The following is a 25,055-nucleotide window of genomic DNA, read 5'->3' as shown; positions in this document are numbered from 1 at the left end:
CCTTGGCTGCACTGCCCACCGTGGCGGCCACCCGCGCGCCCAGATGATGGGCCAGCTGGATAGCCACCGAACCCACGCCGCTGGCACCCGCATGGATCAGCGCGCGCTGTCCCGCCTGTAGCGCCCCCAGCGTGACCAGATTGAACCATGCGGTCATCCAGGCCTCGGGCAGCGCGGCGGCCTGCGCGAACGGCAGGCTGGCGGGCTTGTTGATCGCCAATGCGGCATCCAGCACGCAGTACTGTGCGTAGCCGCCACCGCCGACCAGACCGAATACCGCATCGCCGACGGCAAAATCACTGACGCCGGGCCCGATTGCCACCACTTCGCCAGCGATCTCCAGCCCGAGGATGGTCGATTCACCCGCCGGAGGCGGGTAGCTGCCTGCGGCCTGCATCAGGTCCGCGCGGTTCACGCCGGCAGCGCGCACCTGCACCAGCAATTGCCCGGGGCCCGCTTGCGGCGTTGGCGCTTCGGCCAGTTGCAGACCCTGCGTGGTGACGTCTATCGCATGCATGGGAGGCTCCGTGATGAGTGCGTTGAACGTTGGGGTGGCAGGTTTCGGGCGATCAGGTTTCCGTCACGCCGGCCATCGCATCGTCGATCGACTGGTGCGGCAGCGCCAGGTATTCCTTCGACTGCATCTCGGTCAGGCGGCTGGCGGTGCGGAAAAACTCTTGCGCTTGCGGGCCTTCGGTATACAGCTGCTCGGCCGGCGCATCGGCGGTCAGGATCAGCTTCACGCGGTGGTCGTAGAACACATCCACCAGCCAGGTGAAACGCCGCGCCAGATTCGATTGCGCCGCGGTCAGCCGTGGCACGCCGGTGACGATCACCGTGTGGTAGCGGCGGGCCAGTTCCAGGTAATCGGCCTGGCCACGGCCATCACCGCACAGCACCGCAAACTCGAACCACACCACGCCGGGTGCATGCCGCAGCGCGTTGACCTTGCGCCCCTCGATCAGGAGCGAGCGCGACAGGTCCTTGCCGGTAGCGATGGCGTCGAACAGTCGCGTGAGTTCCGGCTTGTGATCCACCGCCAGCGGCGTGAGGAAGGTACGCGCGGCCGTCAGCGTGCGCAGCCGGTAATCCTGGCCGCCATCCACGGTCAGCACATCCATTTTTGCATTCAGCAGCGCAATGGTCGGCAGGAAGTTCTCGCGCTGCAGGCCATTGGGGTAGAGGTTATCCGGCGCGTAGTTGCTGGTGGCCACCAGCACCACGCCGCGCGCAAACAGTTGCTCCATCAGGCGGCCCAGGATCATTGCATCGGCGATGTCGGAAACGTGGAATTCATCGAAGCACAGCACACGGACCGATCTGGCCCATTTCTCGGCGACTTTTGCCAGCGGATCGTCGCTACCAGCCTGTTTGCGCAGGTCGGCATGGATTTCCTGCATGAAATGATGGAAATGCAGACGCTTCTTGCGCAGGTAGGGCAGCCCGGCAAAGAATGCATCCATCAGGAAGCTCTTGCCGCGCCCCACACCGCCCCATAGCCACAAGCCGCGCGGCAGCTCCGGCTGCGGCAGCAGGCTGCGGCCGAACCAGCGGTTGCGCTTGCGCTTGAACTCCACTAGTTGCTGCCAAAGCACTTCAAGGTGATCGATTGCCGCCGCCTGCGCCGCATCGGCAATGAAGCCCTGTTGCCCGGCCAGTTGCTGATACCAGTTGGCGGGGCTGACGCCGCTGGGCGGCGGCATGATCTGGTGCTGGGACATGAAGGAACGGCCGGAATGGAAAGACGCCCATTATGCCGCAGCCGCCCACCGCGCTGCTGCCGGCCCTGCGTGGGCAGCGCGGCAGCAACGATCCCGGCAGGCAGCGTGGTCAGGTAGCAAAGCGGCCTACCGTGCTGCGCATGCCATCGGCCAGGTTTTGCAGCGCCTTGGCCAGATGGGTGGTCTCGCCGGCGATCTGGCTGTTTTCTTCCGACATCTGCGATATTTTCTCGACATTGCCCGCCAGCAAATGGCTGGCCTCGCTCTGCTCCTTGAGCGCATCGGCAATGCTGTGGATTTCCGTTTCCACCCGCCGTGCACCGCTGGTGATTTCCAACACCGATTTGCCGGCCTCGCCTGCCAGGTCCACGCCGTGGTTCACACGCGCCACCGCGCCGGACATGCCGCCGACCGCTTCACGCGATGCCTGCTGGATTGCGCCGATCTTGGCGGTAATCTCCCGCGTGGCGCCACTGGTACGCTCCGCCAGCTTGCGCACTTCGTCCGCCACTACCGCGAAGCCGCGCCCCTGCTCGCCGGCACGCGCCGCTTCGATGGCGGCATTGAGCGCCAGCAGATTGGTCTGGTCGGCCACATCGCGGATCACCTGCACGATGCTGGTGATTTCGTCCGACTGCACACCCAGCCGCTCTATGGTGGCGGCAACGTCGTGGATGGTGCCGGCAATCGATGCCATTTCTGTCACCGCATCCTGGATCACCCGGCCACCGTGCTGCGCGTGCTGATCGGCCTCTCCGGAAATCTTCAGTGCCTCGCTGGCACTGTCGGATACCTGCGCGATGCTGGTGGTCAATTGTTCTACCGCCGCCGCCATGGCGCTGGATGCCTCACTTTGCCGCGCCGAATCATCCGATACCCGCGCCGACGACACGGCCAGGTTGCACGACAAGGTGGATAACTCGCTGGATGCACCGATGATGCCGCGTAACGCTTGCTGCACCGAATCAACCAGCTGGTTGAACGCGCCCACGGTCAGGCCGATTTCGTCTTTGCCACGCACATCCACGCGGCGGGTGAAATCAAGGTGACTGCCGATCTCGACAATGGTGGCCTGCATGCGCGACAGCGGCCGCACGATGGCGGGAATCAGCCAGCACGCGAGACCGATGCTGGCCAGCAGGATCAATGCCGACCACAGGATCATGTGCGTACGGCCGCTGCTGAACGCCGCATGCGCAGCCTCGCTGCCGTTGGCTGCCTCCTGTGCATTCATCTCGACGATCTTGTCGATGGCCGGCAGATAGTTGCGGAATGCCTTGCGGCCATCGCTACGGAAGTATGCGAGCGCCTCGTCGCCCTTGCCGGCCTCCACCAGTGCGCGGAATGCCTGGTTGGCGGCAAAGTACTGTGCCTTGGCTGCGGTGTACGCATCGAACAGCGCGCGCTCTTCCGGCGAATTGATCAACGCCGCATACGCACCCTCGTGTTTGGCAAGGTCGTCGACATTCTGCTGCTGGCGCTTGAGTGTTTCCTGGATTTCCTCGGCGTTCTTCGCCACCAGCAACTGCGTTTCGCGGTTGCGGAAATCGAGCACATCCGCGCGCATGGACAGCGAATTCTGCACGCTGGGCAAGGCGTTGCCGGTCACCCCCGCGGCGGCCTCGTGCAGCCTGGACAACGCGACGATCCCGACAATGCCCATGATGGCGGCAAACAGCACCATCAGCGCGTAGGAGATGATCAACTTGCGGGAAATGGTCATGGCGGCCTCGGCATCTGCAGTGGCCGCAGTGCAGCCATCCTTGCCAGCATAGATCACCAAGAGCCTGAAACCGCTGCGTTTCATGACCGGACAGCCAACCGGCGGACAGGCACCACAAATCAGCCGCGCAAAAGAAAACCGCCGGCAAGCCGGCGGTTCCATTCAATCGCAGCGCGACCGGTATTACAGGCTGGCAGCTTCTGCAGCCAGGTATTCGGCAACGCCTGCTGCATCAGCTTTCATGCCCTTCTTGCCCTTGGTCCAGCCGGCCGGGCACACTTCACCGTGTTCTTCGGTGAATTGCAGTGCATCAACCACGCGCAGCAGCTCGTCGATATCACGACCCAGCGGCAGGTTGTTGATCACCTGGTGCTGTACCACGCCGTTCTTGTCGATCAGGAAGGTGCCGCGCAGTGCCACGCCATCAGCGTGCTCGACGTCGAATGCCTTGACGACTTCGTGCTTGATGTCGGCAACCAGCGTGTAGCCGACAGGGCCGATACCGCCTTTTTCCACCGGGGTGTTGCGCCATGCGCTGTGGGTGAACTGGCTGTCGATCGACACGCCGATCACTTCCACATTGCGCGATTTGAATTCGGCCAGGCGGTGGTCAAACGCGATCAGTTCGGACGGGCACACGAAGGTGAAGTCCAGCGGATAGAAGAACACCACCGCATATTTGCCCTTGGTCGCAGCGGAGAACGAGAAGTTATCGACGATATCGCCCGAGCCCAACACGGCAGCGGCGTTGAAATCAGGGACCTGTTTGTTCACGAGTACGGACATGGGATTCTCCTTGGATGAATCTGGGTGGCAATTCTGAGCTCACAAAAGATAGCCGCGGTGCTGCAAAGCGTCAAATCGGGAAACTTCATCCGGGCAATAGGGTAAAACTATTCGCCCGCACCGCTGATGTGGCCCGGAATGACGAATGGTGTGAAAAACCGTAAGGTAACGATTGCCTCGCACTGTAAGCCTTGCCATGATAAGGGCTGAAGTCCAAAAACAAGATGCATGGAGGAGATCCCGATGAACGTCCCGATGACCCGTCGCGCGATACTGGCGGTGCTGGCAGCAGGCCTGCTGTCTCCGGCAGCATTTGCCACCGACGAAGCAATCACCATTCTCACCCAGCAGGATGTCTATAACGATTATCTGCAGTTCATCGGCAAGCGCGATCCGCTCACGCTGACCCGCTTTGACGGCGAAGGTGCGCGCCGCGATGTGGCCGAGCTGGTGCTGGTACAACAGGCGCTGGCGCTGGGCGGACTCAAACGCCAGGTGAAGCTCGTCAAGGTGGATAACAGCAGCGACTCCTACAGCCGTTATCTGAAGGAAATCCTTTCCGGTAATGCCACCATCGGTGGCAATACCGCCTGGCTGGTCGATCTGAAGCCGATCGAGGACAAGGTATTCATCAGCCCGCCACTGATCCGCCAGGGTGAATTCGAGGCAGGGCTTTACACCACGCCGGACAACAGCAAGGCAATTGCCGCACGCACGCTGGCGCAGGTGCAGCAGCTGACCGCCGTGGTGGCAGAAAGCTGGAAACCGGATGTCACCACGCTCGATAGCCTGAAATTTGGCCAGGTACTGAAAACGCAAAGCTGGGATTCGATGGTGGGCATGGTGGTGAAGCACCGCGCCGACGTGTTGCTGGCGCCGTTCCAGCCCACACCGGACATGTCGCTGGAAGCGGGTGGTCACAAGTTCGTCCCCATCCCCAACGTGAAGGTCGGCCTGCAGGGCAGCCGGCACCTGTTCGTGAGCAAGCTCGCCCCCGCAGGCAAGGAAGCAGCGCTGGCACTGGAGAAAGGCTTGTCCATCCTGCGCGAGCGCGGCGTGATCGAACGCGCGTACAAGGAATCGGGTTTCTTCAATACCCGTACCGCCAACTGGAACCGGCTGAACTGACCCGGGGCCGCGCACCGGATGCAATAACGGCCGCAATTGCGGCCGTTGTCATCTGGGTGGCCTGTACAGCGCGCCTGCTGCTAGCGCTCAGTCACCGCTCAGTTTGAACTCGGCCACGTCCGCCTGCATCACGTGATCGAATGCCGGTTCCGGCCGGCCGATATGGTAGCCCTGCAGGTAATCCACGCCGATTTCCTGCAGCACGGTGACGATGGCGGCGTTTTCCACGTATTCGGCTATGGTCTTGCGGCCCATGGCGTGGGCGATGCGGTTGACCGCCAGTACCATCTGCCGGCTGACATCATCTTCGGCAACGTCGCGGATCAGGCTGCCGTCGATTTTCAGGTAGTCCACCGGCAGGCTCTTCAGATAGGTGAACGACGAGAAGCCGCTGCCGAAGTCATCCAGCGCAAAGCGGCAGCCACGTGCGCGCAATGCCTCGATGAACAATGCCGATTCCTTGATATTGGCAATGGCACTGGTTTCGGTGATTTCAAAACAGATGCGGTCGGATGGCAGCGGCTTTTCTTCCAGCTGTTCCAGCACGAAGGCCAGCGTCTGGCGGTTCAGCGATTTGCCCGACAGGTTGATCGACAGCTCGGGCAATACTTCACCGCGCGACTGGCGCAGCGACAATTCATCCAGCACGTGCGAAACCACCCAGCGGTCGATGGTGGCCATCATGTCGTAGCGCTCTGCCGCAGGGATGAACGCCCCCGGCGAAATCAGCCGGCCCTGCTCGTCTTCCAGCCGCAGCAGCACTTCGTAATGCGGCACCTGGTGCGGCCCCAGTGTCGGCACGATGGGCTGGTAATGCAACTTGAAGCGGTTGGTCTCGGCGGCCTGGCGCAAGGTGGCCAGCAGCTGCAACTCGTTGTGGCGGCCCTGCAGGTCTTCCTCGCCGCCGCGATACCAGGCAAAACGGTTGCGGCCGGCATCCTTGGCGGCAAAGCACGCCACGTCGGCGCGGCTCATCGCTTCTTGCGGCGTCGCGCATTCCTGATCCATGCGCACCAGGCCCAGGCTGCCGGTAACGGTAAACGGCCGGTCTTGCCACACGAAGCGGTATTGTTCCAGCGACACCAGCATCTGCATCGCCACCACCTGGGCTTCGGCCTCGTCCAGATCCGCCAACAGCACACCGAATTCATCGCCACCCAGACGGCCTACCAGTGCATTTTCCGGCAGCATGTCGATCAGCAGCCGCGCCAGCTGACGCAGCAGTTCGTCGCCAGCCTGGTGGCCGCAGGTATCGTTGACGAGCTTGAACTGATCCAGATCCAGCTGCATCAGCATGCGGCGTGCACCGCTCTGCTTCACCGCATCATTGGCCTGCACCAGTGCGCTCATGAAGCCGCGGCGGTTGGTCAGGCCGGTCAGCTCGTCGTGCGTGGCCTGATAAGCCAGCCGCGCGGTCAGCGCTTCGGCCGCACTGATATCATGCAATGCCACCACGTAGCCGATGCGGTTGCCGTCCCAATCGCTGATGGGCGCGATGGCGATTTCCACCATGAAACGCTCGCCACTGCGGCTGATCAGCGTGGCTTTCTCGCGCTGCTGGCGCTTGCCGGCGGTTTGCGCAATCTGCAGCAGACGTGACAGGCGCGGGCCGTCCGAATCCGCCTGGGTGATCACCACCTCGCCGATCGGCAGGCCCTTGGCCTCGGCAAAGCTCCAGCCGATCAATCGTTCCGCCGCCGGGTTCAGCAGCTTAATATGCCCGGAGGCGGTGGTGGTAACGATGGCATCGGCCACCGAAATCAGCGTGACTTCGGCCAGTTCTTTTTCCTGAAACAACTCACGCTGCGCGGCATCCTTCTCATCGATGCCTTTCTGCAGGTTGAGGCGCATGGCATTGAACGCATCGGTCAGTACCTGCAGTTCGTCCTGGCCGGAATCACCGCGCGCCAGATCCAGCGGTGCGGATAGGCGCTCATAGTTGAAACCACGCGTGTAATCGGCAATGTGGCTGAGATGGCGGGCAATCAGCCGGTGATACAGCCAAAGGAAACACAATGCGGATGCTGCCATGCCCGAGCCCAGCAACAGCAGCATGCGCGTGACCTGCGTATAGAGCTGTGATTCAAGGCCATCGAGCGTGTTCACCAGTCGCAGTTCACCCAGCCGCACCGCCTTGCCGGTCAGCGGATGCATGTAATTGACCGGGAACGTCTTGGTGATGGCATTTTTCGGGTCGCCGCTCAGCGCGCCCACCGAATAGTGCGAACCATCGGGCTCGATCAGCTCCACCCAGTTGACGGCCTTGGTCTGCAGCAGCGAATTGAGCTGGGTGCGTACCGCTTCGGTATTGACCAGCCACAGGTTGGACCCCAGTTGCGGGGTGACACTGCGCGCCAGCGTATCCAGATCCGTGCTGATCTGCGTCAGGCTGCGCTGGTATTCCTGGCGCACCAGGAACGCCGTCAACGACAGCGTCACGATGAAACTCACGCCAACGACGGCCGCAACCAGACGCCAGGCCAGTCTGTTGGCTTGGTAGAACAACTGAAAGCGGCTGGCCAGATGCGATAACACGATAGTGGGCGATATATTATTAAACTTTGAACTTGAGCATAAACGGCGAATTCGGCTGGCACAAATCGTAAGGTGATTGCTGTATCGAATCTGTGTGCATCATGGTAAATGCATGATGCATACCCAATACTGACGCCACTTGCACCATAGATGGCGCAAAACGCACAGCATAACCAAATTGCTCCGGAAATGCTTTCAAAATTCGCAAGATTTTTTGTAAAAACGGCTGGACATCAACCGTGGCGACGGCGCGCCATGCACGCGCCCAGTACATCCAATGTAGCCTGATCGAGCAGAAGTGGCGCTAATGGATACACAGAAGTTTCTTCCTGATCCACATGCCGGCAGTAGCACCGGGCAAAAGCAGCCGCTTGCCCGTCCGGCCAAACAGCAGGATCACCAGCAGCGACAGCCATCACACACGGCCTGAGCTGCTGCCAGCCGATGGATAGCGCATCATGTTCGAGCGCCAGCATGACCAGCACGCTGCGCAGTGCCGCGTCCCCCCGCCGTTGCAGCGCGGGGAACAGATCATCGTCTTCATCCTGGTGGTGCAGTGGTGCGGCCACATCGAAGTAACGCAGCACGCTGCGCGCGGCTTCTTGCGCCTGCGCGTCGCTGCCATGCAAGGCCAGATGCGGCCCCAGCCTGACGAGCAGCCCGGCAAACCGGCGGATGCGCTCATGGCAGGCCAGCAACAGTTCCAGCGGGGATTCGAAACCGGCAGCAGCCGGCTTGAAGAAATCAGTGCCCATGCGAGCACTTTACCCGTTCCGGCAACGCGTAGTGCACTGTGGCCAAACATGGCTGCCGGGCAGCGCCAGCGGGCGCGGCTGTTGACGCCGGATCAGCCCGCCAATTGCGGCATGCGCCCGCTCAACAGGTAATCGATCAGCTCACGCACCGGGCGGATGGCGTTGCCGAATGGCAGCACGGAAGCGCCGCGGAAAAACAGCCCCTTGCCGACCTCGCCACGCAATGCCGCTGCCAGCTTGAGATCGATGCAGAACTGACCCACCCTGGCGTTGCCGTCACGCAGCCCGCATTGCGCCAGGCAATTGAGCGCCTGCGTGCAGCGCGCCGGATCTGCCTTGGCATTGCCCTGTAAACGGGCTTCGCGCTGCAGATAGTTCTTCAGCCATGGGGTAATCACGGCGCGTGCCGGCAAGCCGGCCACGCTGATGAACTCCACCGTGTCTTCCGCTTGCGCACCGGCCAGCACCGCCTTGAAGGCCGGGTGTGCATCGCCTTCCTCACTCACCGCGAATGCCGTACCCAGTTGTACCGCGCTGGCGCCGTGTGCCAGCCAGTGCGCCACCTGCTCGTGGCTATGGATGCCACCGGCAACGATCAGCGGCACCGGCGCAATGGCTAGCTCGGCAAACAGCGCATGCGTCTGCTCCAGTACTTGGGCGAAATCGAAACGCGCATCGTCCAGCGCCGCCACGCTGGCCGCGCCCAGATGCCCGCCCGCATAGCGCGGGTGCTCGATCACGATGGCATCTGGCACCCGACCCTTGCGTAGCCATTTTTTCAACAACAAGGCGATACCGCGTGCATCGGACAGGATGGGGATTAGCGCCACATCCGGGTAATCGGCGGTCAGCTCGGGCAGATCCAGCGGCAGGCCGGCGCCCATCACGATGGCATCCGCGCTGGAGCGGCAGGCCTGGCGCACGTAGCCGGTATACGCCTCGACCGCGCGCATCACATTGACTGCCACCATGCCCCGGTCCCCCGCTTGTTGCTTTGCAGCAACAATCTCGCGGTGCAGTGCCTCGAAATTGAGTGCATCCAGCTCCGCCTGATCGCGGCTGGCCCTGGAGCGCGCCAGCAGGTCTGCATGGTGATGGCGCAAATCGATGGAGGCGATGGTTCCTACCGCGCCCAGCGCGGCAACGCTGCCAGCCAGCCGGTGTGCGGAGATACCCACACCCATGCCGCCTTGCACCACTGGCAGCAGCGAACGCCCGCGGATCAACAGTGGTTTGAAAGCGTGCTGCATGCGTGGCTCCGGATGAACGAATCCGCGCCATTGTGGCGGCAGGCACACACTCGCACCTTGCGCCAGATCAAGCTGCATGCGTATTACCCCGGTAACGTGGCAACTGCGCCGAAAGCGCTGCCAGCCGCCGCTGCGGGCAGTAAATAAAAACACCAATAGGGCCGCAAGCAATGGGCGTCGTTTTCGCCTTTGTTCTATATTGTGCTGGAAACCCGTATGCACATTGATATTGCATCCATACACAAACAGCGATGATCGGCACGTAAGTTTTCTGCTTTCAGCTGTACAATCAATCGACTGTTTTAAAAATACCGGCCCCGCTCGGAGGACCCCCAAGATGTCGATTCGTACCCGGATACTTGGCACAGCTTGTGCGGCCAATATCGTCGGCTTTGCCGCAACACTCGGCTATATCGCCTACGATCCGAAATCCATCGGCGTGGCCATCCTGATCGGCTTTGTCAGCCTTGCTGCCATTCTTGGCGCACTGCTGTTCGCCATCAACGGCGCGATCAGGCCCATTGAACTGCTGCGCGACACCATGCGCCAGCTGGCACGCGAGGGCAGCGACCTCTCGGTGCGCCTGCCCGTCGGCAGCGATGAAATCGGCGAGGCTGCCGGCGCCATCAATGATTTCATTGCCCGCCAGCAGGCGGTGTTCCGCGAGGCACAACGTGAAACCGAAGGCTTGGCGATCAACCTGCACGAACTCACCCGCGTAACCGCGCAGATCTCCAAGGACACGCGTACCCAGTCCGACTACGCGGCATCCAGCGCTGCCACGGTGGAAGAAATCACCGTCAGCATCAACCACATTGCCGATAACGCCCGCGATGTGGATAGCGCGGTATCTGAAACCCGCCAACTCTCCAGCAACAGTGCCGATGCGGTCAGCCGCGTTTCCGAGGAGGTCGGCCTGGTATCCGAAGCCATGCAGACCATGGGCCAGACCATGGATGGCCTCTCCAAGAGTTCGCAGGAAATCGGCAGCATCGTCGGCGTGATCAAGGACATTGCCGGCCAGACCAATCTGCTGGCGCTCAACGCCGCCATCGAAGCGGCGCGTGCTGGCGAGCAGGGCCGCGGCTTTGCGGTGGTGGCCGATGAAGTACGCAAGCTGGCCGAGCGCACCTCGCAAGCCACTATCGACATCGCACACCGCATTGAAACAGTCGGGCGCGAGACCGAATCCGCGGTGGAAAACATGAGCTACACGGCAGCACGCGTGAATGAAAGCGTGGAAAAGGCCGAAGACGCGCGCAGCCATATCCTGGGTATCAGCGAGCGCATGAATCACGTGGTGAACGTGGTACGGCAGATTGCCGATGCCACCAACGAGCAATCGTCGGCCACCACTGCCATGGCACACACTGCAGAACAGGTCAGCGGCATGGTGCAGGCATCCGATTCGGCGCTGCGCCAGTCCACGCAAACACTGGCCCACCTGGATGAACAGGCTGAACGCCTGCTCGACATCATGGGCAAGTTCAAGCTGGCCGATATCGAAGTGTTGCACTGGTGGTTGTCGTCCAGTGAAGCCAAGGCGGTGTTCGAGCTGAAAAAGCGCCTGAACGACCAGGGCCACCACTGGATGGATGCCGGCGCCGGCAGCGGCGACCCGATGACCTCGCTCAAGAGCCGCGTGATGGCGGGCAACCCGCCGACGGCAGCGGCCATCGGCGGCGTGAAAATCCAGAACTGGGCGAAGGAAGGTGTCTGTGCAGACCTGACCGATCTGGCACGCGAACAACGCTGGTCCAGCCTGCTGCCGGAAGTGTTCGACAAGATGATCCAGGCCAATGGCAAATACGTGGCGGTGCCGCTGGGTGTGGCCCGTACCAATATGCTGTGGGTGAATGCGCAGTTGGTAAACCGCATCGGCGGCAAGCAGCCCAATACCTGGGATGAATTCTTTGCGCTGGCAGAGCGCTTCCGCCAGGCCGGCATCCCGATGCTGGCGCACAGCGAACAGAGCTGGATCGTGGCCACCACCTTCGAAGCCATTACCGTGAGCATGGGTGCCGACTTCTACCGCGCAGCATTCAGCAAGCTGGATCAATCGGTGCTGACCGGCGCCACCATGATCCGCGCGCTGGAACTCCTGAAAAAGCTCAAGCCGTACTCCTCGGTCGATACCGTGGGCCGCGACTGGAACCTGGCCACTGCCGACGTGATCAACGGCCGCGCCGCCATGCAGCTGATGGGCGACTGGGCCAAGGCCGAATTCGTGCAGGCCGGCAAATCGCAGGGGACGGACTACTACTGCTGGCCGGCGCCGACGCAGGCGGGCGATTTCTCGTTCGCGGCCGACACGCTGACCATGTTCAAGCTGTCCGACCCGAAGATGATCGATGCGCAGCGTGATTTCGTGACGCTGCTCATGAGCCAGGACGGACAGGAAGCGTTCAACCTGTACAAGGGTAACATTCCAGCACGCACCGATACCCCCATGGGCCGCTACGATGCCTACGCCAAGCAATCGGCGCAGGACTTTACGCGCGCCGCCAGCAAGAACGTGCTGGTGCCGTCGTGGGCACACAATATGGCGGTGCAGGAAGAAACCCGTGTCGGCTTCTTCGATGTGATCGGCCAGTACTGGGGCAATGACCACATGAGCGCCGCAGATGCAGCGCGCAAGCTGGCAGATGTAGCACGCAAGCAGCAATAAACAACGCTGACGGTTTACTCCACCTGAACAGCAAGGCCACCCCTGCGGGTGGCCTTGCTGTTTGCTGCGACAGCGATCAGTGCAGCAGGATCACACCACCTTCACCAGCGCCATCATGCCCTGTGCTTCATGCTCGATCACGTGGCAATGCGCCATGTAGAGGCCGGCATGGGCAAAGCGCAGCTTTACCCGCACCGTTTCACCCGGCCGCAGGTTGACGGTATCGCGCCATGCGCGGAAAGGCTCGCGCACCGCCTTGCCACCCCTCACCCGCTCCACCACCTGGAACTGTGTGCCGTGCAGGTGGCAGGGGTGATCCATATGGCTGTCGTTGACCAGCTCCCACAGCTCGACCTCGCCACGCCGGCTTTGCCAATCGGCCCGGTGCATGTCGAACGCCTTGCCATTGATCAGGAATGCCATCTGGTGCTTGCCGCCGGCCATGCTCATGGTTTCGCTGAATACCACCCGCTTGCTGGCTTGGGGTTTGCCCAGGTCCGCGATGCGGCGCAGCGACTTCGGCAAGGCCACCGCCTTGCCCGCCGTGAACGACACGCTGGCGAGCAACCGGTCTGCCTCGGCCGGGGCAGCGCCCATTTTCTGCCTGTCGTAACGCAGCGCCATGAGCTTGCCCTCCCCCGTACCACTGACGATCAGCTCGGCACGTTCGGCCGGCGCCAGCAACAGTTCATCGATGGCCAGCGGGGCCTCCAGCAAGCCGCCATCGGTACCCACCTGGTGCATGTGCCCCCCTGCCAGGCTGATGCGCAGGTAGCGCGCACTGCACGCGTTCCAGATGCGCCAGCGCTGCGTGCCCGCCACGCTGATACGCGGCTCGCGCTGCCCGTTGATCAGTACGAACTGCCCTTCCCGCCCATCCATCCAGTCATCCGCGCCATTGAGCGGAATGCTGGCGTCTGCAGCGAGTTTCAGGTCGCTGATGAACAAATGCTGCTCCGGAATGCCCGCCAGCGGATCATCGGCGGCACGCACGATGAACGCGCCGGCCAGCCCGCGGAATATCTGCTCCGGCGTATGGTCGTGCGGGTGCGGGTGATACCAGTAGGTGCCCGCACAACCCTTGGGCAACACGAAGCGGTAGATGCGCTCTGCCCCCGGCGCCACTGGCGTGTGCGGGCCACCATCCTGATCGGCCGGTACCGGCAGGCCGTGCCAGTGCACGGTTGTCGGCTGGGGTAGTCCATTGCGGAAGCGGATTTCCACCGTATCGCCCTCGCGCGCTTCGATCAGCGGGCCGGGGCTGGTGCCGTTGTACGCCCATACCTCCGTCACCTTGCCCTGCACCAGCGCTGGCCGCGCCGGCGCGGCGCCGAGCGTGGCCGCAAAACTGCCTGCCGCAGCCGTGTTGGTCAACAGCGGCAATGCCCGCAAAGCAGCACCGGCCGGCCATGCGCTGACCGGCAACAGGGCCAGACCATCGGGCGCGGTGGGCAGGCCAGCCGCAGCGGGCTTGGCTGCCGCGCCGCCCATGTCGTGACCTGACATATCGTGGCCTGCGTGTTCGTCGTCCATGGCCGCATCCATCGCCGCATCCATCGCTGCGGCCAGTGCACGCGGGGCAAACACGGCAAGGCCGGCGGCGGCCAGCGTGGCAGACAGGAAATAACGCCTTTCCAGATAACGTTGTTCCACAGGGCCTCCCTTATTCAACCGAGAACAGCTTGGGCGCTGTAGGCTTGGTCGGATCGATGTTGCTGGCGAGCTCATAGACCTTGAGCGTGCCCTTCACCTCCGGCCCCATGCCCGGCGAATTGGCCGGCATGCCCGGTACGGCAATACCGCGGATTTTGGGTTTGTCCTTGAGCAGCTTGCTGATTGCGGCTACCGGCACGTGGCCCTCTATGGTGTAGCCGCCGATCAACGTAGTGTGGCAACTGGCAAGCGATGTGGAGCCGAAACGCTTTTTCACGCCGTCCATGTCATCGCTGTTGATGGCAGTCACCGTGTAGCCCTGTTTTTCAAGGTAGCTCACGTACTCCTGGCAGCAACCGCAGGTGGGGCTTTTGTAAACCGTGGCGGGCACCGCGGCCATGGCAGTGTGCGCCGCCAGCAGCAGGCAGGCGGTAATGAGGGAAATGCGCATGATGATTCCTTGCCTTGCACGCGTGCGCCGCCCGGCTGCAGCAGGCAGCCGCGGGCACATCATCGCGTGATATTGATCTGGAAAACGGACTGGATCGTTGGCTGCTCAGCCGGTGGGCGGCTTGATCGGCAAGGCAAGGTCAGGATCGGAATAAGCACGCGGCAGCGCGGCCTGCGGTATCGCGGCCGGCCAGGCTGGCAGCACCATCAGCGCCAGCGTGCGCGGCAGTGCACAGTGCATATGGCAATCCACGCTGCAGTTGCTGCTTTGCGCCGGGGCTGCCGCATGGTCACCACAGTGTGCATCCATCGCCATATCGGCGCTCACCGCATGCAGCATGTCGCTGACTGCTGGCGCAGCCGGAATTGCCCCCGCCGGCTGCGCAGCCCACAACGGGGTCAGCGGCAACAGGCAGATCAGCAACAGAAGCAAGATGCGGCGGGCGGGCATAGTCATCATCGTACCGCGATCTGCACTTGCAATATACCCCCTATGGGTACAATATACCCCCATAAGGTATCCAACACAGGGCATGCCCATGAGCACGGCGATCACTTTACCCATCAGCGGCATGACGTGCGCCGCCTGCGCCAGCCGCATCGAAAAGCAGCTCAACAAGCAGCCCGGCGTGACCGCGCAGGTCAATTTCGCGACCGAAACCGCCGAAATCAATACCGACCTGGCGCAGACAGGCGTAGCTGCGCTGCTCGATATCATCAGGAATACCGGCTATGAGGTCCCGCAAGGCAGCGTAACACTGGCCATCAGCGGCATGACCTGCGCCGCCTGCGCTGCGCGCATCGAAAAAGTATTGAACCGGCTGCCCGGCGTGACCGCCAGCGTGAATCTGGCCAGTGAAACGGCACAGGTGCATTTCCCTGCCGGCAGTGTGGAAGCCGCTGCGCTGATCGCTGCGGTACGCAATAGCGGCTATGACGCGCATATCGCCAGCGATGGCGACGATGTGCAGGCAGAGCGCGATGCCGCACTTGGCAATGCGCGCAATGCCTTCTTGCTGGCGGCACTGTTTACGCTGCCGCTGCTGCTGGAAATGGTGGCCATGCTGGCGGGGTGGCACGAGCTGCTACCGCGCATGTGGCAATGGGCACTGGCCACCCCGGTGCAGTGTTGGCTGGGATGGCGCTTCTATCGCGGTGCCTGGCATGCATTGCGGGGCGGCGCGGCCAATATGGATGTGCTGGTCGCCCTGGGCACCAGCATGGCATACGGCTTTTCTGCCATCGTCACGCTGCTGGGCCTGCATCACCAGCACATCTACTTTGAAGCCAGTGCGGCCATCATCACGCTGGTATTGCTGGGCAAGTGGCTGGAAGCGGCTGCCAAGGGCAAGACCGCCGGTGCCATCGCGCAGTTGCTGGCACTGCAACCGCGCACCGCCCGCGTGGAACGGGCTGGCCAGTTGCTGGAGCTGCCACTGGCCGAACTGCAAGCCGGTGAGATGGTGGTGGTGCGCCACGGCGAAACCATCGCTGCAGATGGCGTGGTGATCGATGGCCGTGCATCGGTGGACGAAAGCCTGCTGACCGGCGAGAGCCTGCCGGTGGAAAAAACTGCCGGCAGCCGCACCTTTGCCGGCACCCGCAATATCGATGGCATGCTCAGGCTGCAGGCAGAAAATGTCGGCAGCCACACGCAGCTGGCGGAGATCGTGCGGCTGGTGCGCAGTGCACAGGGCAGCAAGGCGCCGATCCAGCAACTGGCCGACCGGATTTCCGGCATATTCGTGCCCATCGTCCTGGTGATTGCGGTGCTGACTTTCTTCGCCACGCTGCTGCTTGCCGCATCCGCCACCACCGCATTGGTCCATGCGGTGGCGGTACTGGTGATTGCCTGCCCGTGCGCGCTGGGCCTCGCCACCCCTACCGCCGTCATGGTGGGCGTGGGGCAAGGCGCGCAACGCGGCATCCTGTACCGCAATGCCGCAGCGCTGGAACGCGCGGAGAAAATCGACCTGCTGGTGATCGACAAGACCGGCACGCTGACCGAAGGCAAACCGCGCGTAACCGGGGTCTCGCCACTGGGCGACACGGACGGCAATGCATTGCTGCAACTGGCTGCCAGTGCTGAACAGGGCTCCGAGCACCCGTTGGCGGCAGCTATCCTCGATGCCGCACAGCAAACCGGCCTGGCGCTGACCGCACCCGATGATTTTGTGGTGACCCCCGGCAAAGGCGTGGAGGCGCAACTGGGCAGCTTATCTGTCCGCGTGGGCGTACCCGGCTGGGTAGCCGCTGTGCGTGCCGATGTGGATGCCGAGCTGGCACGGCTGGCCAGCCAGGGGCAGACCGTGATCGGCGTGGCCAGCGATGGTGAGTGGCTGGGCCTGATCGCCATTGCGGACACACTGCGGCCGGATGCGCATGGCGCCATCGCCGCACTGCATGCGCAAGGCGTGGAGGTCGTGATGCTGACCGGCGATAACCGGCAGACTGCCGCCGCCATCGCCGCGCAAGCCGGCATCCGCGAATACCGTGCACAAACGCTGCCGCAGGACAAAGCGGCGTATGTGAACGCAGCCCGCGCCAGCGGCAAGGTGGTCGCCATGGTGGGCGATGGCGTGAATGATGCGCCAGCGCTGGCTGCTGCCGACGTCAGCTTTGCCATGCATACCGGCAGCGACGTGGCGATCGAAGCGGCGGACGTGACCTTGATGCATGGCAAGCTGCAATCGGCGGTGGAAGCCATTGCACTGTCGCGCATCACCTTGCGGAAAATCCGCCAGAACCTGTTTTTTGCCTTCGTCTACAACGCGCTGGGCATACCGCTGGCGGCACTGGGCCTGCTCGACCCGGTCATCGCCGGCGCCGCCATGGCGTTAAGCTCGGTATCGGTGGTGAGCAACTCGCTGTTGCTCAAGCGCTGGCAACCCTGAACCACTTTTTGGGCGATGCCCTGTGCATTGCTTGTACACCCGCCACACAGCCCCCCCCATAAAAAGGACAAGCACCATGGAAACCACCACCATCCAGATCAGCGGCATGAGCTGCAGCGGTTGCGTTGCCAAGCTGACCAGCGTATTGGGCCGCCTGCCCGGCGTGCAGTCTGCCGATGTCAGCCTCGACAACGGCCGTGCCATCGTCCAGTTCGACCCGGCGCGCGCCTCGGTCGACGTGTTCAAGCAAGCCATCGAGAATGCCGGCTATGACCTCTCCTGAGCACGCATTGCCGCAAGACGGCGACGATTGTTGCCCGCCGGCCGATGGCGACGCGGCCAGCGTGGTGCGGCCGGACAAGAAAGCGCTGGTATCGCGCCTCAACCGCATTGCCGGGCAGATACGCGGCATCACGCAGATGGTGGAGGAAGACCGCTACTGCGTGGATGTGCTGACGCAGATTGCCGCCACGCGTGCCGCGCTCGATGGCCTGGCCATGCGCTTGCTGGAATCGCATGCGCAAGGCTGTGTGAGCCGTGCCATCCAGGATGGCGACGGCGTGGCAGCCATCGGCGAGCTGATGAATGTGGTGGCAAAGTTGCGCACCTAGAACCGCGTGATGCGCTCCGCTGCACATGCTTTGCCACGTGCAGCGGAACGCCGGGTGCTCAAGGTGCCAGAAGGAAGCTCACCGCGTTCGAGGAACCGTCCTTGTCCGTGGCCCAGAAAGTCATGGTCTGACTCTGGCTAGCGAAGGACACGCCGGAGAGTACGCCGGTCGCCGGATTGAATGTCAGATTGGCCGGCAACGTACCGGTCAAGAAGTAGCCAAGAATGGGGTCACCATTGGTTGGCGTGATAAAACTGGCAAGATTGGCCTGGAAAGGGAAAGTGCTGGCGCTGTAATGGATGGTCGGGATTTGCGCAATGAGCGGTGGCGTACCGGGAACCAGGGTGGGCAATGGCGTCGTTACGGGCGTTGGCACCGCAGTGGGTTGCGGGGTGGGAATCGGCGTTGGCCCCGAGGCTGGCGTCGGTGTCGGTGTCGGTGTCGGGCGCTTGCTGGTCACCTTGACCAGCACCGGTTTGGCCGAGGCATCCACCTGCGGTGCAGTGCCGATATGATCGGCATACGCCGGCAGCCAGCGTACCAGGGTTTTCAGCTCTTGCTGGTTGAACCCGTCGGGATTGTTGGCCTCGAAGCTGGTCTGGATCTGCTGGCCACCGAAACGGTATTGCAAACCGATACCGCAATAGAACAAGCTGTCATAACCCTTCTGGCGCTGGCCATTGCATTGGGTCGAAAGCAGCAGCGTCTTGTCCAGCGGGAAATAAAAGCGTACGCCGCCGTTATAGGCATCCGGGCCGGTACCGGCGAACAGATTCATCTGCGTACCCTTGTTCAGCATCACATCCAGCGCAAAGCTGCCGGTCATCTCGGTCTTGGTCGACTTGCCCTGCAGCAAGTCGGTCTCGATCCGCTGCGCACCTGCACTCATGCGCGTGCGCAGCATCGGATTGATCACACCGCTGAGCAGCAGGCCGGCTGAATAATCCCGGCTGCCGGTCAAGCGCCGCGGCACCAGGTATTCCAGGTAGGCATCGGGCGTTTCCTGCACCTGGCGCAGCGAACCCAGATCCTTGCCTGGCGCATTGTTGGCGCCGGCATAGCCGCCAAAGGTCATCCCGAGCAGCTTGCCGTTGACGTCCAGACCGAAACTGGTTTCGCTGGTCCAGACCTCATCCTTCGATACACCGAAGTTGTACTCGCGCCGCGATTTCAGGCCGCGTGCCGTCAGGGTCACAAGACCTTGCTGGCCAAACAGCGGCAGACCGGCGCGCAGCAGCAGATCTTGATAATTGCTGCCCAGTTGCAAGCGGGAATACAGCGGGTAGGCCTCAGCCAGCACACCGGTGGCCTCACCGGTACCGATGAAGCCGAATTCGTTGGAATCATTGACGGATACATCCAGATCCACCGTTTTTTCTTCGGCAGCCGGCTTGGCCGCCTGCTCTTCTTCGGCGCCCGTGATGCCCATCAGTCCCACGCACGCCGCCCCCACCAGCGCGTAGCGCCATTGCCTGGCCTTGCCCATGTCACTCTCCCGATCCGCTCTTGCCGGCATATCACAATGCAGCAAGCATATTTCATTGACCTGCTTTTACATGAAGCTCTTTGCAGCCACGTTGCATGATTCCCGGATAACGGACACCGATCACCCAGCAGTGCACGACCGCACGCTTCTCTTGGAAAACTATAGATTGAAGTACATCGGAAACGGGGGCTTTTTCTGGACGGGCGCAGCAGTGCGTTGCGATACACCCCGCGTTGCCCGGCAGCAGCAACATCGGGTCACCGCAGACCAGCGAAAGTGCGACGCACCGGTTGGTGCAAAAACAAAAACGCCACGGCTTGCGCCGTGGCGTTTTCATGCTGGTGGGCCCCCCGAGAGTCGAACTCGGCACCAATGGATTATGAGTCCACTGCTCTAACCAGGCATGAGCTAGAGGCCCGGTTTACCGTCTTACTGCTCGTTACCCAGGTTTTCCAGGAAGCTCTTCAGCCGCTCGGAACGCGTAGGGTGACGCAGCTTGCGCAACGCCTTGGCTTCGATCTGACGGATCCGCTCGCGCGTCACGTCAAACTGTTTGCCCACTTCTTCCAGCGTGTGGTCGGTATTCATGTCGATACCGAAACGCATGCGCAATACTTTCGCTTCACGCGGTGTCAGCGTGTCGAGGATTTCCTTGGTGGCTTCACGCAGACCGGCATAGACAGCGGCATCAGCCGGCGCCATGTTGTTCTGGTCTTCGATGAAGTCGCCCAGGTGGGAATCGTCGTCATCACCGATCGGCGTTTCCATCGAGATCGGTTCTTTGGCGATCTTGAGGATTTTGCGGATCTTGTCTTCCGGCATTTCCATCTTGCCAGCCAGTTCTTCCGGCGTCGGTTCCAGACCTGTTTCCTGCAGGATCTGACGCTGGATACGGTTCATCTTGTTGATCGTTTCGATCATGTGAACCGGAATACGGATGGTGCGTGCCTGGTCCGCGATCGAGCGCGTGATGGCCTGACGGATCCACCATGTCGCATAGGTCGAGAACTTGTAGCCACGACGGTATTCGAACTTGTCCACCGCCTTCATCAGGCCGATATTGCCTTCCTGGATCAGGTCGAGGAACTGCAGACCGCGGTTAGTATATTTCTTTGCAATCGAGATCACCAGACGCAAGTTCGCCTCGATCATCTCGCGCTTGGCGCGGCGTGCCTTGGCCTCACCCGTCGACATCTGACGGTTGATTTCCTTCAGCTCCTTGATCGGCACCATTGCGCGTTCCTGGAGTTCGGACAGCTTTTGCTGCTTCTCCATGATCGCGTGCTGGTAACGGCCAAGAATTTCCGAATACTTGTGGCCACCATTGATCTCTTCCGTGACCCACTTGGTATCGGTTTCACGACCCGGGAAGGTCTTGATGAAGTGATCGCGCGGCATGCGCACTTTCTGCAGACAGAGATCCATGATCTCGCGTTCCTGGCTGCGGATTTCATCCACCATGGTACGCAGCTGGTCACACTGGTTTTCCACCTGGCGTGCCGAGAAACGGATCTTCTGGAACTCTTCGGCAATCTGGCCTTGCAGTGCCAGATAAGTCTTGCCGTGCGGGCCTTCCTTGGCCAGCGCCTTGAGCATCTTGTCGAACAGCGCACGGATCACTTCGAAATGTTCGCGCGCTTGCGTTTTCAGCAGCTCGAGGTTGGCGCTGGCAATCGCTGCCGCGTTTTCTTCTTCGCTGCCTTCGCTTTCTTCGTCGTCGGACAACTCTTCCGGCAGCGCTTCAGGCGCAGCGGCTTCTTCCTCGACCGCGTTCGGGTCGATGAAACCGTCGATCACGTCGTCAATGCGGATTTCGTCGGTCAGGCCCTTGTCCACCAGCTCCAGAATGGTCTGGATCGTGGTCGGGCAAGCCGAGATCGCAGTGATCATGTGCTTGAGGCCGTCTTCGATCCGCTTGGCGATTTCGATTTCGCCTTCGCGGGTCAGCAGCTCTACCGTGCCCATTTCACGCATATACATGCGCACCGGGTCCGTCGTGCGGCCAAATTCAGCGTCCACGGAAGACAGCGCAGCTTCGGCTTCCTCGGCAGCGTCATCGTCAGCCACGGCTGGCGGCGCATCGGACATCAGCAGGTCTTCTGCATCCGGTGCTTCGTCATAGACCTGGATGCCCATGTTCGAGATCATGCCGATCACGCCTTCGATCTGCTCGGCATCGAGCATGTCTTCTGGCAGATGGTCGTTGATCTCGGCGTAGGTCAGGTAACCGCGCTCTTTGCCGAGCACGATCAGTTGCTTGAATTTCGCCTTGCGGACTTCCGGATCGAGCTTCTCGGAGCCGTCGTGCTTGCCCTCGCGGAAATCAACCCGCTCTTGGTCTTCTTTGTCGAACTCGTGTGCAGCCATGCTCGTGAGACTCTAAAGATTCGGAAAAACCGAGGATTATATCAGAATTAACAGACATTTATCTGTCACCGTCGTTCCCGCGCCCCTGCGCGCCTTGCCATTCAGCGTTGCGCAAGCAACGCCAGGTATTCCTGTTTCTCAGCTTCGGTCAGCCCGCCATTCGCGGAGCGATGCTCAAGTTCGGCGCGCCGACCCAGTGTAGTAGGCCGCGCCAGCGCTTGCCCGGCTGTTTCAAGCAGTGCGGCGTACTCGCTGCCACGCTCTTCTTCATCCATGCGTCCGAACAACCGCTCGCCATCGGCCAGCGCCTGCGCCAGGCGCTCGAACAATGGCGTATCGCGCCAGTGCTCGATCAGCTGCGTGCCGCTCGGATCACCGGTCTGCGCACGCAGGTAATGCAAAACTTCCACTAGCAGATGCTGCTGCGCCGGCCAGCCTACCCACACCGGCTCGCCCTGCTGCACCAGCGCTGGCGCTGCCAGCACCAGCTGCATCAACCGTGACAGCGGATCACTGCTGCTGGCACGCGGTCTTGGTAACGGCTGTAGCGGCCGCTCGCGGCGCCCGTCCTTCCAGCCATCTTTCCATTTACCGGAACGGTTGCCGCCAAAACGCGAACCACCCCGGTCAAATCCTTCCTGCCGATAGCCACCATTACGATAGCCACCGCCATCAGGCCGGTAGCCATCGTCAACCGGATAACCGCCGTCATCGCCACGAAAACCGCCCTGTTCGAACTGATCCGGCCGGGCATCACGCCGTTGCTGCGCCGGCACTTCACGCGCTGCGCCGCCCAGCAAGCCATCCAGTTCCACCAGCGCCAGCCCGCACAGTTCCGCCAAGCGTTTTTTCAGCATCAGCGCATACGCCGGTGCCTGCACCTTGCCAAGCAGCGGCTTGGCCAGATGAATCAACCGGGCGCGACCTTCTTCGGTTTCGATTTCCACCTGCGCGGCCAGCTCACGCAGCAGGAACTGCGCCAGCGGCACCGCCTGCTGCCTGACCTGTACCTCGAACGCATCACGCCCGAACTCGCGTACATAGGAATCCGGATCGTGCTCTTCGGGCAGAAACAGAAAGGTCAGTTTCTTGCCGTCGGCCAGAATTTCAAGGCTATTCTCCAGCGCGCGCCATGCGGCCTTGCGGCCGGCCTTGTCGCCATCGAAGCAGAACACCACGTCATCTGCCAGCTTGAGCAGCTTTCTTACATGTTCGGGGGTACACGCCGTTCCCAGCGTAGCCACCGCGTACTCGACACCGTGCTGCGCCAGCATCACGACGTCCATATAGCCTTCCACCACCAGCACCCGGCCCGCGTCGCGGATGGATGCGCGCGCCTGCGTCAGTCCATACAGCTCGCGGCCTTTCTCGAATACCGGCGTTTCCGGCGAATTCAGGTACTTGGGCTCGCCCTGCCCCATCACCCGTCCGCCAAAACCGATCACCGAGCCACGCTGATTCATGATCGGGAACATCACCCGGTCACGGAAACGGTCGTAGCGCCGCTTGGTTTCTTCCTTGTCGATCACGAGGCCGGCTTCGGCCAGCAACTTGTTCCAGTCGTAATCCGGAAAAATCTTCTTCAACGCCTGCCAGTCTTCGCCGCCCGGCGAATAACCCAAGCCGAAACGCGCTGCGGTCTTGCCATCGAGCCCGCGCTGTTTCAGGTAGGTGATGGCTTGGGGCGCAGTCTTCAATGCCTGACGGTAATAATCGCTGGCTGCCTTGAGTACATCGAACAGGCCGGGCTCGACTTTCGGCCCCTCCGGCATGCCGGACGCTTCCTGCGGCACCTGCAGGCCGATCGATTCCGCCAGCTTGTTCACCGCCTCCGGAAAACTCAGCCCCTCATACTCCATCACGAAGCTGAGCGCAGAGCCATGCACGCCGCAGCCGAAGCAGTGATAAAACTGCTTGGTAGGACTGACCGTGAACGACGGCGATTTTTCCTTGTGGAACGGGCAGCAGGCCATGTAGTTCTGCCCGCCCTTCTTGAGCGGCACATAGCGTTCCACCACGTCGACGATATCGACGCGGTTGAGCAGGTCCTGGATGAAGGAATCGGGTATCCGGGCCATGATCAGCGCAAGTCAGGCGGCAGGCGGGCCTGCACGCAAGCCCTGCCTGATCCGGCCTTGATCAAGCCATCCTGGCTTTGACGAGCTTCGATACCTCGGCCATGTCGGCGCGGCCGGCCAGCTTGGGCTTGAGCTCGGCCATGATCTTGCCCATGGCAGCCGGGGTGGTGCCGTGCGTGGCAATGGCGGCGTCTACGGCTGCAGCCACTTCCGCTTCGGACAGCGGCTGCGGCATGTATTCTTTCAGCACAACGACTTCAGCGCGCTCCACATCGGCCAAGTCTTCACGCTTGGCGGCAGCGTATTGCTCGATGCTGTCCTTGCGCTGCTTGAGCATTTTCTCGATCACGGCAGTGATCGCGTCATCATCCAGCTCGATACGCTCATCCACTTCGCGCTGCTTGATCGCAGCCAGCAACAAGCGGATCGTACCCAGGCGCTCCGGCTGCTTTTCCTTCATTGCCGTTTTCATGTCTTGGGTAATCTGTGCTTTCAGGCTCATTTGGCTTTCCTTGGCAGTGGGCAATCGATGCTGCATGATCATGCAGCAGGCAGAAGCAGTAAAAGGCCGCTCGATGGCGGCCTTTCAGGTGCAAAGCAGCTGTGCTTAGTACAGCTTTTGCGGCAGCTGTTGGCTGCGGATGCGCTTGTAATGGCGCTTCACGGCAGCGGCAAGCTTGCGCTTACGCTCAGCAGTCGGCTTTTCGTAGAACTCGCGCGAACGCAGTTCGGTCAGCAAGCCAGTCTTTTCAACAGCACGCTTGAAGCGGCGCATGGCTACTTCGAACGGCTCGTTCTCTTTTACGCGTACGGAAGGCATCGAGCTAAAATTCCTTGGGTTTGAAACCACGGGACACCGTGGAAAGTCTGGCATTCTGGCAAACTCCCCGGCCAGTGTCAACGCATTCACGCTTTTGCCAACGCAATCAAGCGGGTAGCATGCGCGCTAT

General features: G+C 61.8%; 20 protein-coding genes and 1 tRNA gene. 5 read left to right on the top strand and 16 right to left on the bottom strand.

The annotated features are described in order from the left end of the window. The 4 genes from IGB42_RS14075 to IGB42_RS14060 all read right to left on the bottom strand — a co-directional run. Positions 1-517 (bottom strand): alcohol dehydrogenase catalytic domain-containing protein (locus IGB42_RS14075; RefSeq protein WP_159672669.1); only part of this gene is annotated, 517 nt, incomplete at its 3' end. A gap of 52 nt (positions 518-569) precedes the next feature. Beyond that, positions 570-1,721: a cell division protein ZapE gene (gene zapE / locus IGB42_RS14070; RefSeq protein WP_159672667.1), complete on the bottom strand. Its 1,152-nt coding sequence runs from the start codon at positions 1,719-1,721 to the stop codon at positions 570-572. Positions 1,722-1,830: 109 nt separating this feature from the next. Then, positions 1,831-3,528: a methyl-accepting chemotaxis protein gene (locus tag IGB42_RS14065; RefSeq protein WP_159672665.1), complete on the bottom strand. Its 1,698-nt coding sequence runs from the start codon at positions 3,526-3,528 to the stop codon at positions 1,831-1,833. A 99-nt stretch (positions 3,529-3,627) separates the two neighbouring features. Next, positions 3,628-4,230 carry a peroxiredoxin gene (locus tag IGB42_RS14060; protein ID WP_159672663.1) on the bottom strand — a complete coding sequence of 201 codons (603 nt, stop codon included), beginning with the start codon at positions 4,228-4,230 and terminating at the stop codon, positions 3,628-3,630. A 243-nt stretch (positions 4,231-4,473) separates the two neighbouring features. On the opposite strand from IGB42_RS14060, the gene IGB42_RS14055 reads away from it, so the two are divergent. Further along, positions 4,474-5,358: a hypothetical protein gene (locus IGB42_RS14055; protein WP_159672661.1), complete on the top strand. Its 885-nt coding sequence runs from the start codon at positions 4,474-4,476 to the stop codon at positions 5,356-5,358. 87 nt (positions 5,359-5,445) lie between these two features. On the opposite strand, the gene IGB42_RS14050 is transcribed toward IGB42_RS14055, so the two are convergent. The 3 genes from IGB42_RS14050 to IGB42_RS14040 form a co-directional block, all read right to left on the bottom strand. Next, positions 5,446-7,863, bottom strand: coding sequence for an EAL domain-containing protein (locus IGB42_RS14050; RefSeq protein WP_159672659.1), 2,418 nt, complete (start codon positions 7,861-7,863; stop codon positions 5,446-5,448). Between the two features lie 263 nt (positions 7,864-8,126). Then, positions 8,127-8,648 (bottom strand): hemerythrin domain-containing protein, encoded by a 522-nt coding sequence (locus tag IGB42_RS14045; RefSeq protein ID WP_159672657.1) that lies wholly within the window; start codon positions 8,646-8,648, stop codon positions 8,127-8,129. 92 nt (positions 8,649-8,740) lie between these two features. Further along, on the bottom strand, positions 8,741-9,898 hold the full coding sequence (locus tag IGB42_RS14040; RefSeq protein WP_159672655.1) for a nitronate monooxygenase family protein: 1,158 nt from the start codon (positions 9,896-9,898) through the stop codon (positions 8,741-8,743). A 337-nt stretch (positions 9,899-10,235) separates the two neighbouring features. On the opposite strand from IGB42_RS14040, the gene IGB42_RS14035 reads away from it, so the two are divergent. Beyond that, the gene (locus IGB42_RS14035; RefSeq protein ID WP_159672653.1) at positions 10,236-12,566 is read left to right on the top strand and encodes an extracellular solute-binding protein; all 2,331 of its coding nucleotides are present in this window, start codon (positions 10,236-10,238) and stop codon (positions 12,564-12,566) included. Between the two features lie 90 nt (positions 12,567-12,656). Here the strand turns inward: IGB42_RS14035 and IGB42_RS14030 are convergent, their stop codons facing one another. From IGB42_RS14030 to IGB42_RS14020, 3 genes are all read right to left on the bottom strand, one after another. Next, complete coding sequence (locus IGB42_RS14030; protein ID WP_201799941.1) at positions 12,657-14,219, bottom strand: multicopper oxidase family protein; 1,563 nt, start codon at positions 14,217-14,219, stop codon at positions 12,657-12,659. 10 nt (positions 14,220-14,229) lie between these two features. Next, positions 14,230-14,670, bottom strand: coding sequence for a DUF411 domain-containing protein (locus IGB42_RS14025; RefSeq protein ID WP_159672651.1), 441 nt, complete (start codon positions 14,668-14,670; stop codon positions 14,230-14,232). Positions 14,671-14,775: 105 nt separating this feature from the next. Beyond that, on the bottom strand, positions 14,776-15,129 hold the full coding sequence (locus IGB42_RS14020; RefSeq protein ID WP_159672649.1) for a hypothetical protein: 354 nt from the start codon (positions 15,127-15,129) through the stop codon (positions 14,776-14,778). A 79-nt stretch (positions 15,130-15,208) separates the two neighbouring features. Here IGB42_RS14020 and IGB42_RS14015 point away from each other — a divergent pair, with 79 nt between their 5' ends. The 3 genes from IGB42_RS14015 to IGB42_RS14005 all read left to right on the top strand — a co-directional run bounded on the left by IGB42_RS14015 (position 15,209) and on the right by IGB42_RS14005 (position 18,174). Continuing rightward, positions 15,209-17,563, top strand: coding sequence for a heavy metal translocating P-type ATPase (locus IGB42_RS14015; protein WP_159672647.1), 2,355 nt, complete (start codon positions 15,209-15,211; stop codon positions 17,561-17,563). A gap of 76 nt (positions 17,564-17,639) precedes the next feature. Then, positions 17,640-17,846: a heavy-metal-associated domain-containing protein gene (locus IGB42_RS14010; protein WP_159672645.1), complete on the top strand. Its 207-nt coding sequence runs from the start codon at positions 17,640-17,642 to the stop codon at positions 17,844-17,846. Next, positions 17,833-18,174 (top strand): metal-sensitive transcriptional regulator, encoded by a 342-nt coding sequence (locus IGB42_RS14005; protein ID WP_308419230.1) that lies wholly within the window; start codon positions 17,833-17,835, stop codon positions 18,172-18,174. The genes IGB42_RS14010 and IGB42_RS14005 overlap by 14 nt, the downstream gene beginning before the upstream one ends. Before the next feature lie 58 nt (positions 18,175-18,232). On the opposite strand, the gene IGB42_RS14000 is transcribed toward IGB42_RS14005, so the two are convergent. The 6 genes from IGB42_RS14000 to rpsU form a co-directional block, all read right to left on the bottom strand. Then, on the bottom strand, positions 18,233-19,660 hold the full coding sequence (locus IGB42_RS14000) for an Ig domain-containing protein (protein WP_159672641.1): 1,428 nt from the start codon (positions 19,658-19,660) through the stop codon (positions 18,233-18,235). Between the two features lie 339 nt (positions 19,661-19,999). Further along, positions 20,000-20,078, bottom strand: a tRNA-Ile gene (locus IGB42_RS13995). Positions 20,079-20,089: 11 nt separating this feature from the next. Then, positions 20,090-22,027: an RNA polymerase sigma factor RpoD gene (gene rpoD / locus IGB42_RS13990; protein ID WP_159672639.1), complete on the bottom strand. Its 1,938-nt coding sequence runs from the start codon at positions 22,025-22,027 to the stop codon at positions 20,090-20,092. Between the two features lie 101 nt (positions 22,028-22,128). Next, entirely contained in the window at positions 22,129-24,105 is a 1,977-nt protein-coding gene (dnaG, locus tag IGB42_RS13985; protein ID WP_159672637.1) for a DNA primase, read from the bottom strand. A gap of 61 nt (positions 24,106-24,166) precedes the next feature. Next, complete coding sequence (locus IGB42_RS13980) at positions 24,167-24,607, bottom strand: GatB/YqeY domain-containing protein (protein ID WP_159672635.1); 441 nt, start codon at positions 24,605-24,607, stop codon at positions 24,167-24,169. 105 nt (positions 24,608-24,712) lie between these two features. After that, a complete protein-coding gene (gene rpsU / locus IGB42_RS13975) occupies positions 24,713-24,925 on the bottom strand; it encodes a 30S ribosomal protein S21 (protein ID WP_084088686.1) in 213 nt (70 codons plus the stop codon). Positions 24,926-25,055 lie beyond the last annotated feature (130 nt).

The sequence above is a fragment of the Andreprevotia sp. IGB-42 genome (genome assembly GCF_009848685.1).
Classification (GTDB): Bacteria; Pseudomonadota; Gammaproteobacteria; order Burkholderiales; family Chitinibacteraceae; genus Andreprevotia.
This window is presented reverse-complemented; position numbering and strand designations above follow the sequence as displayed.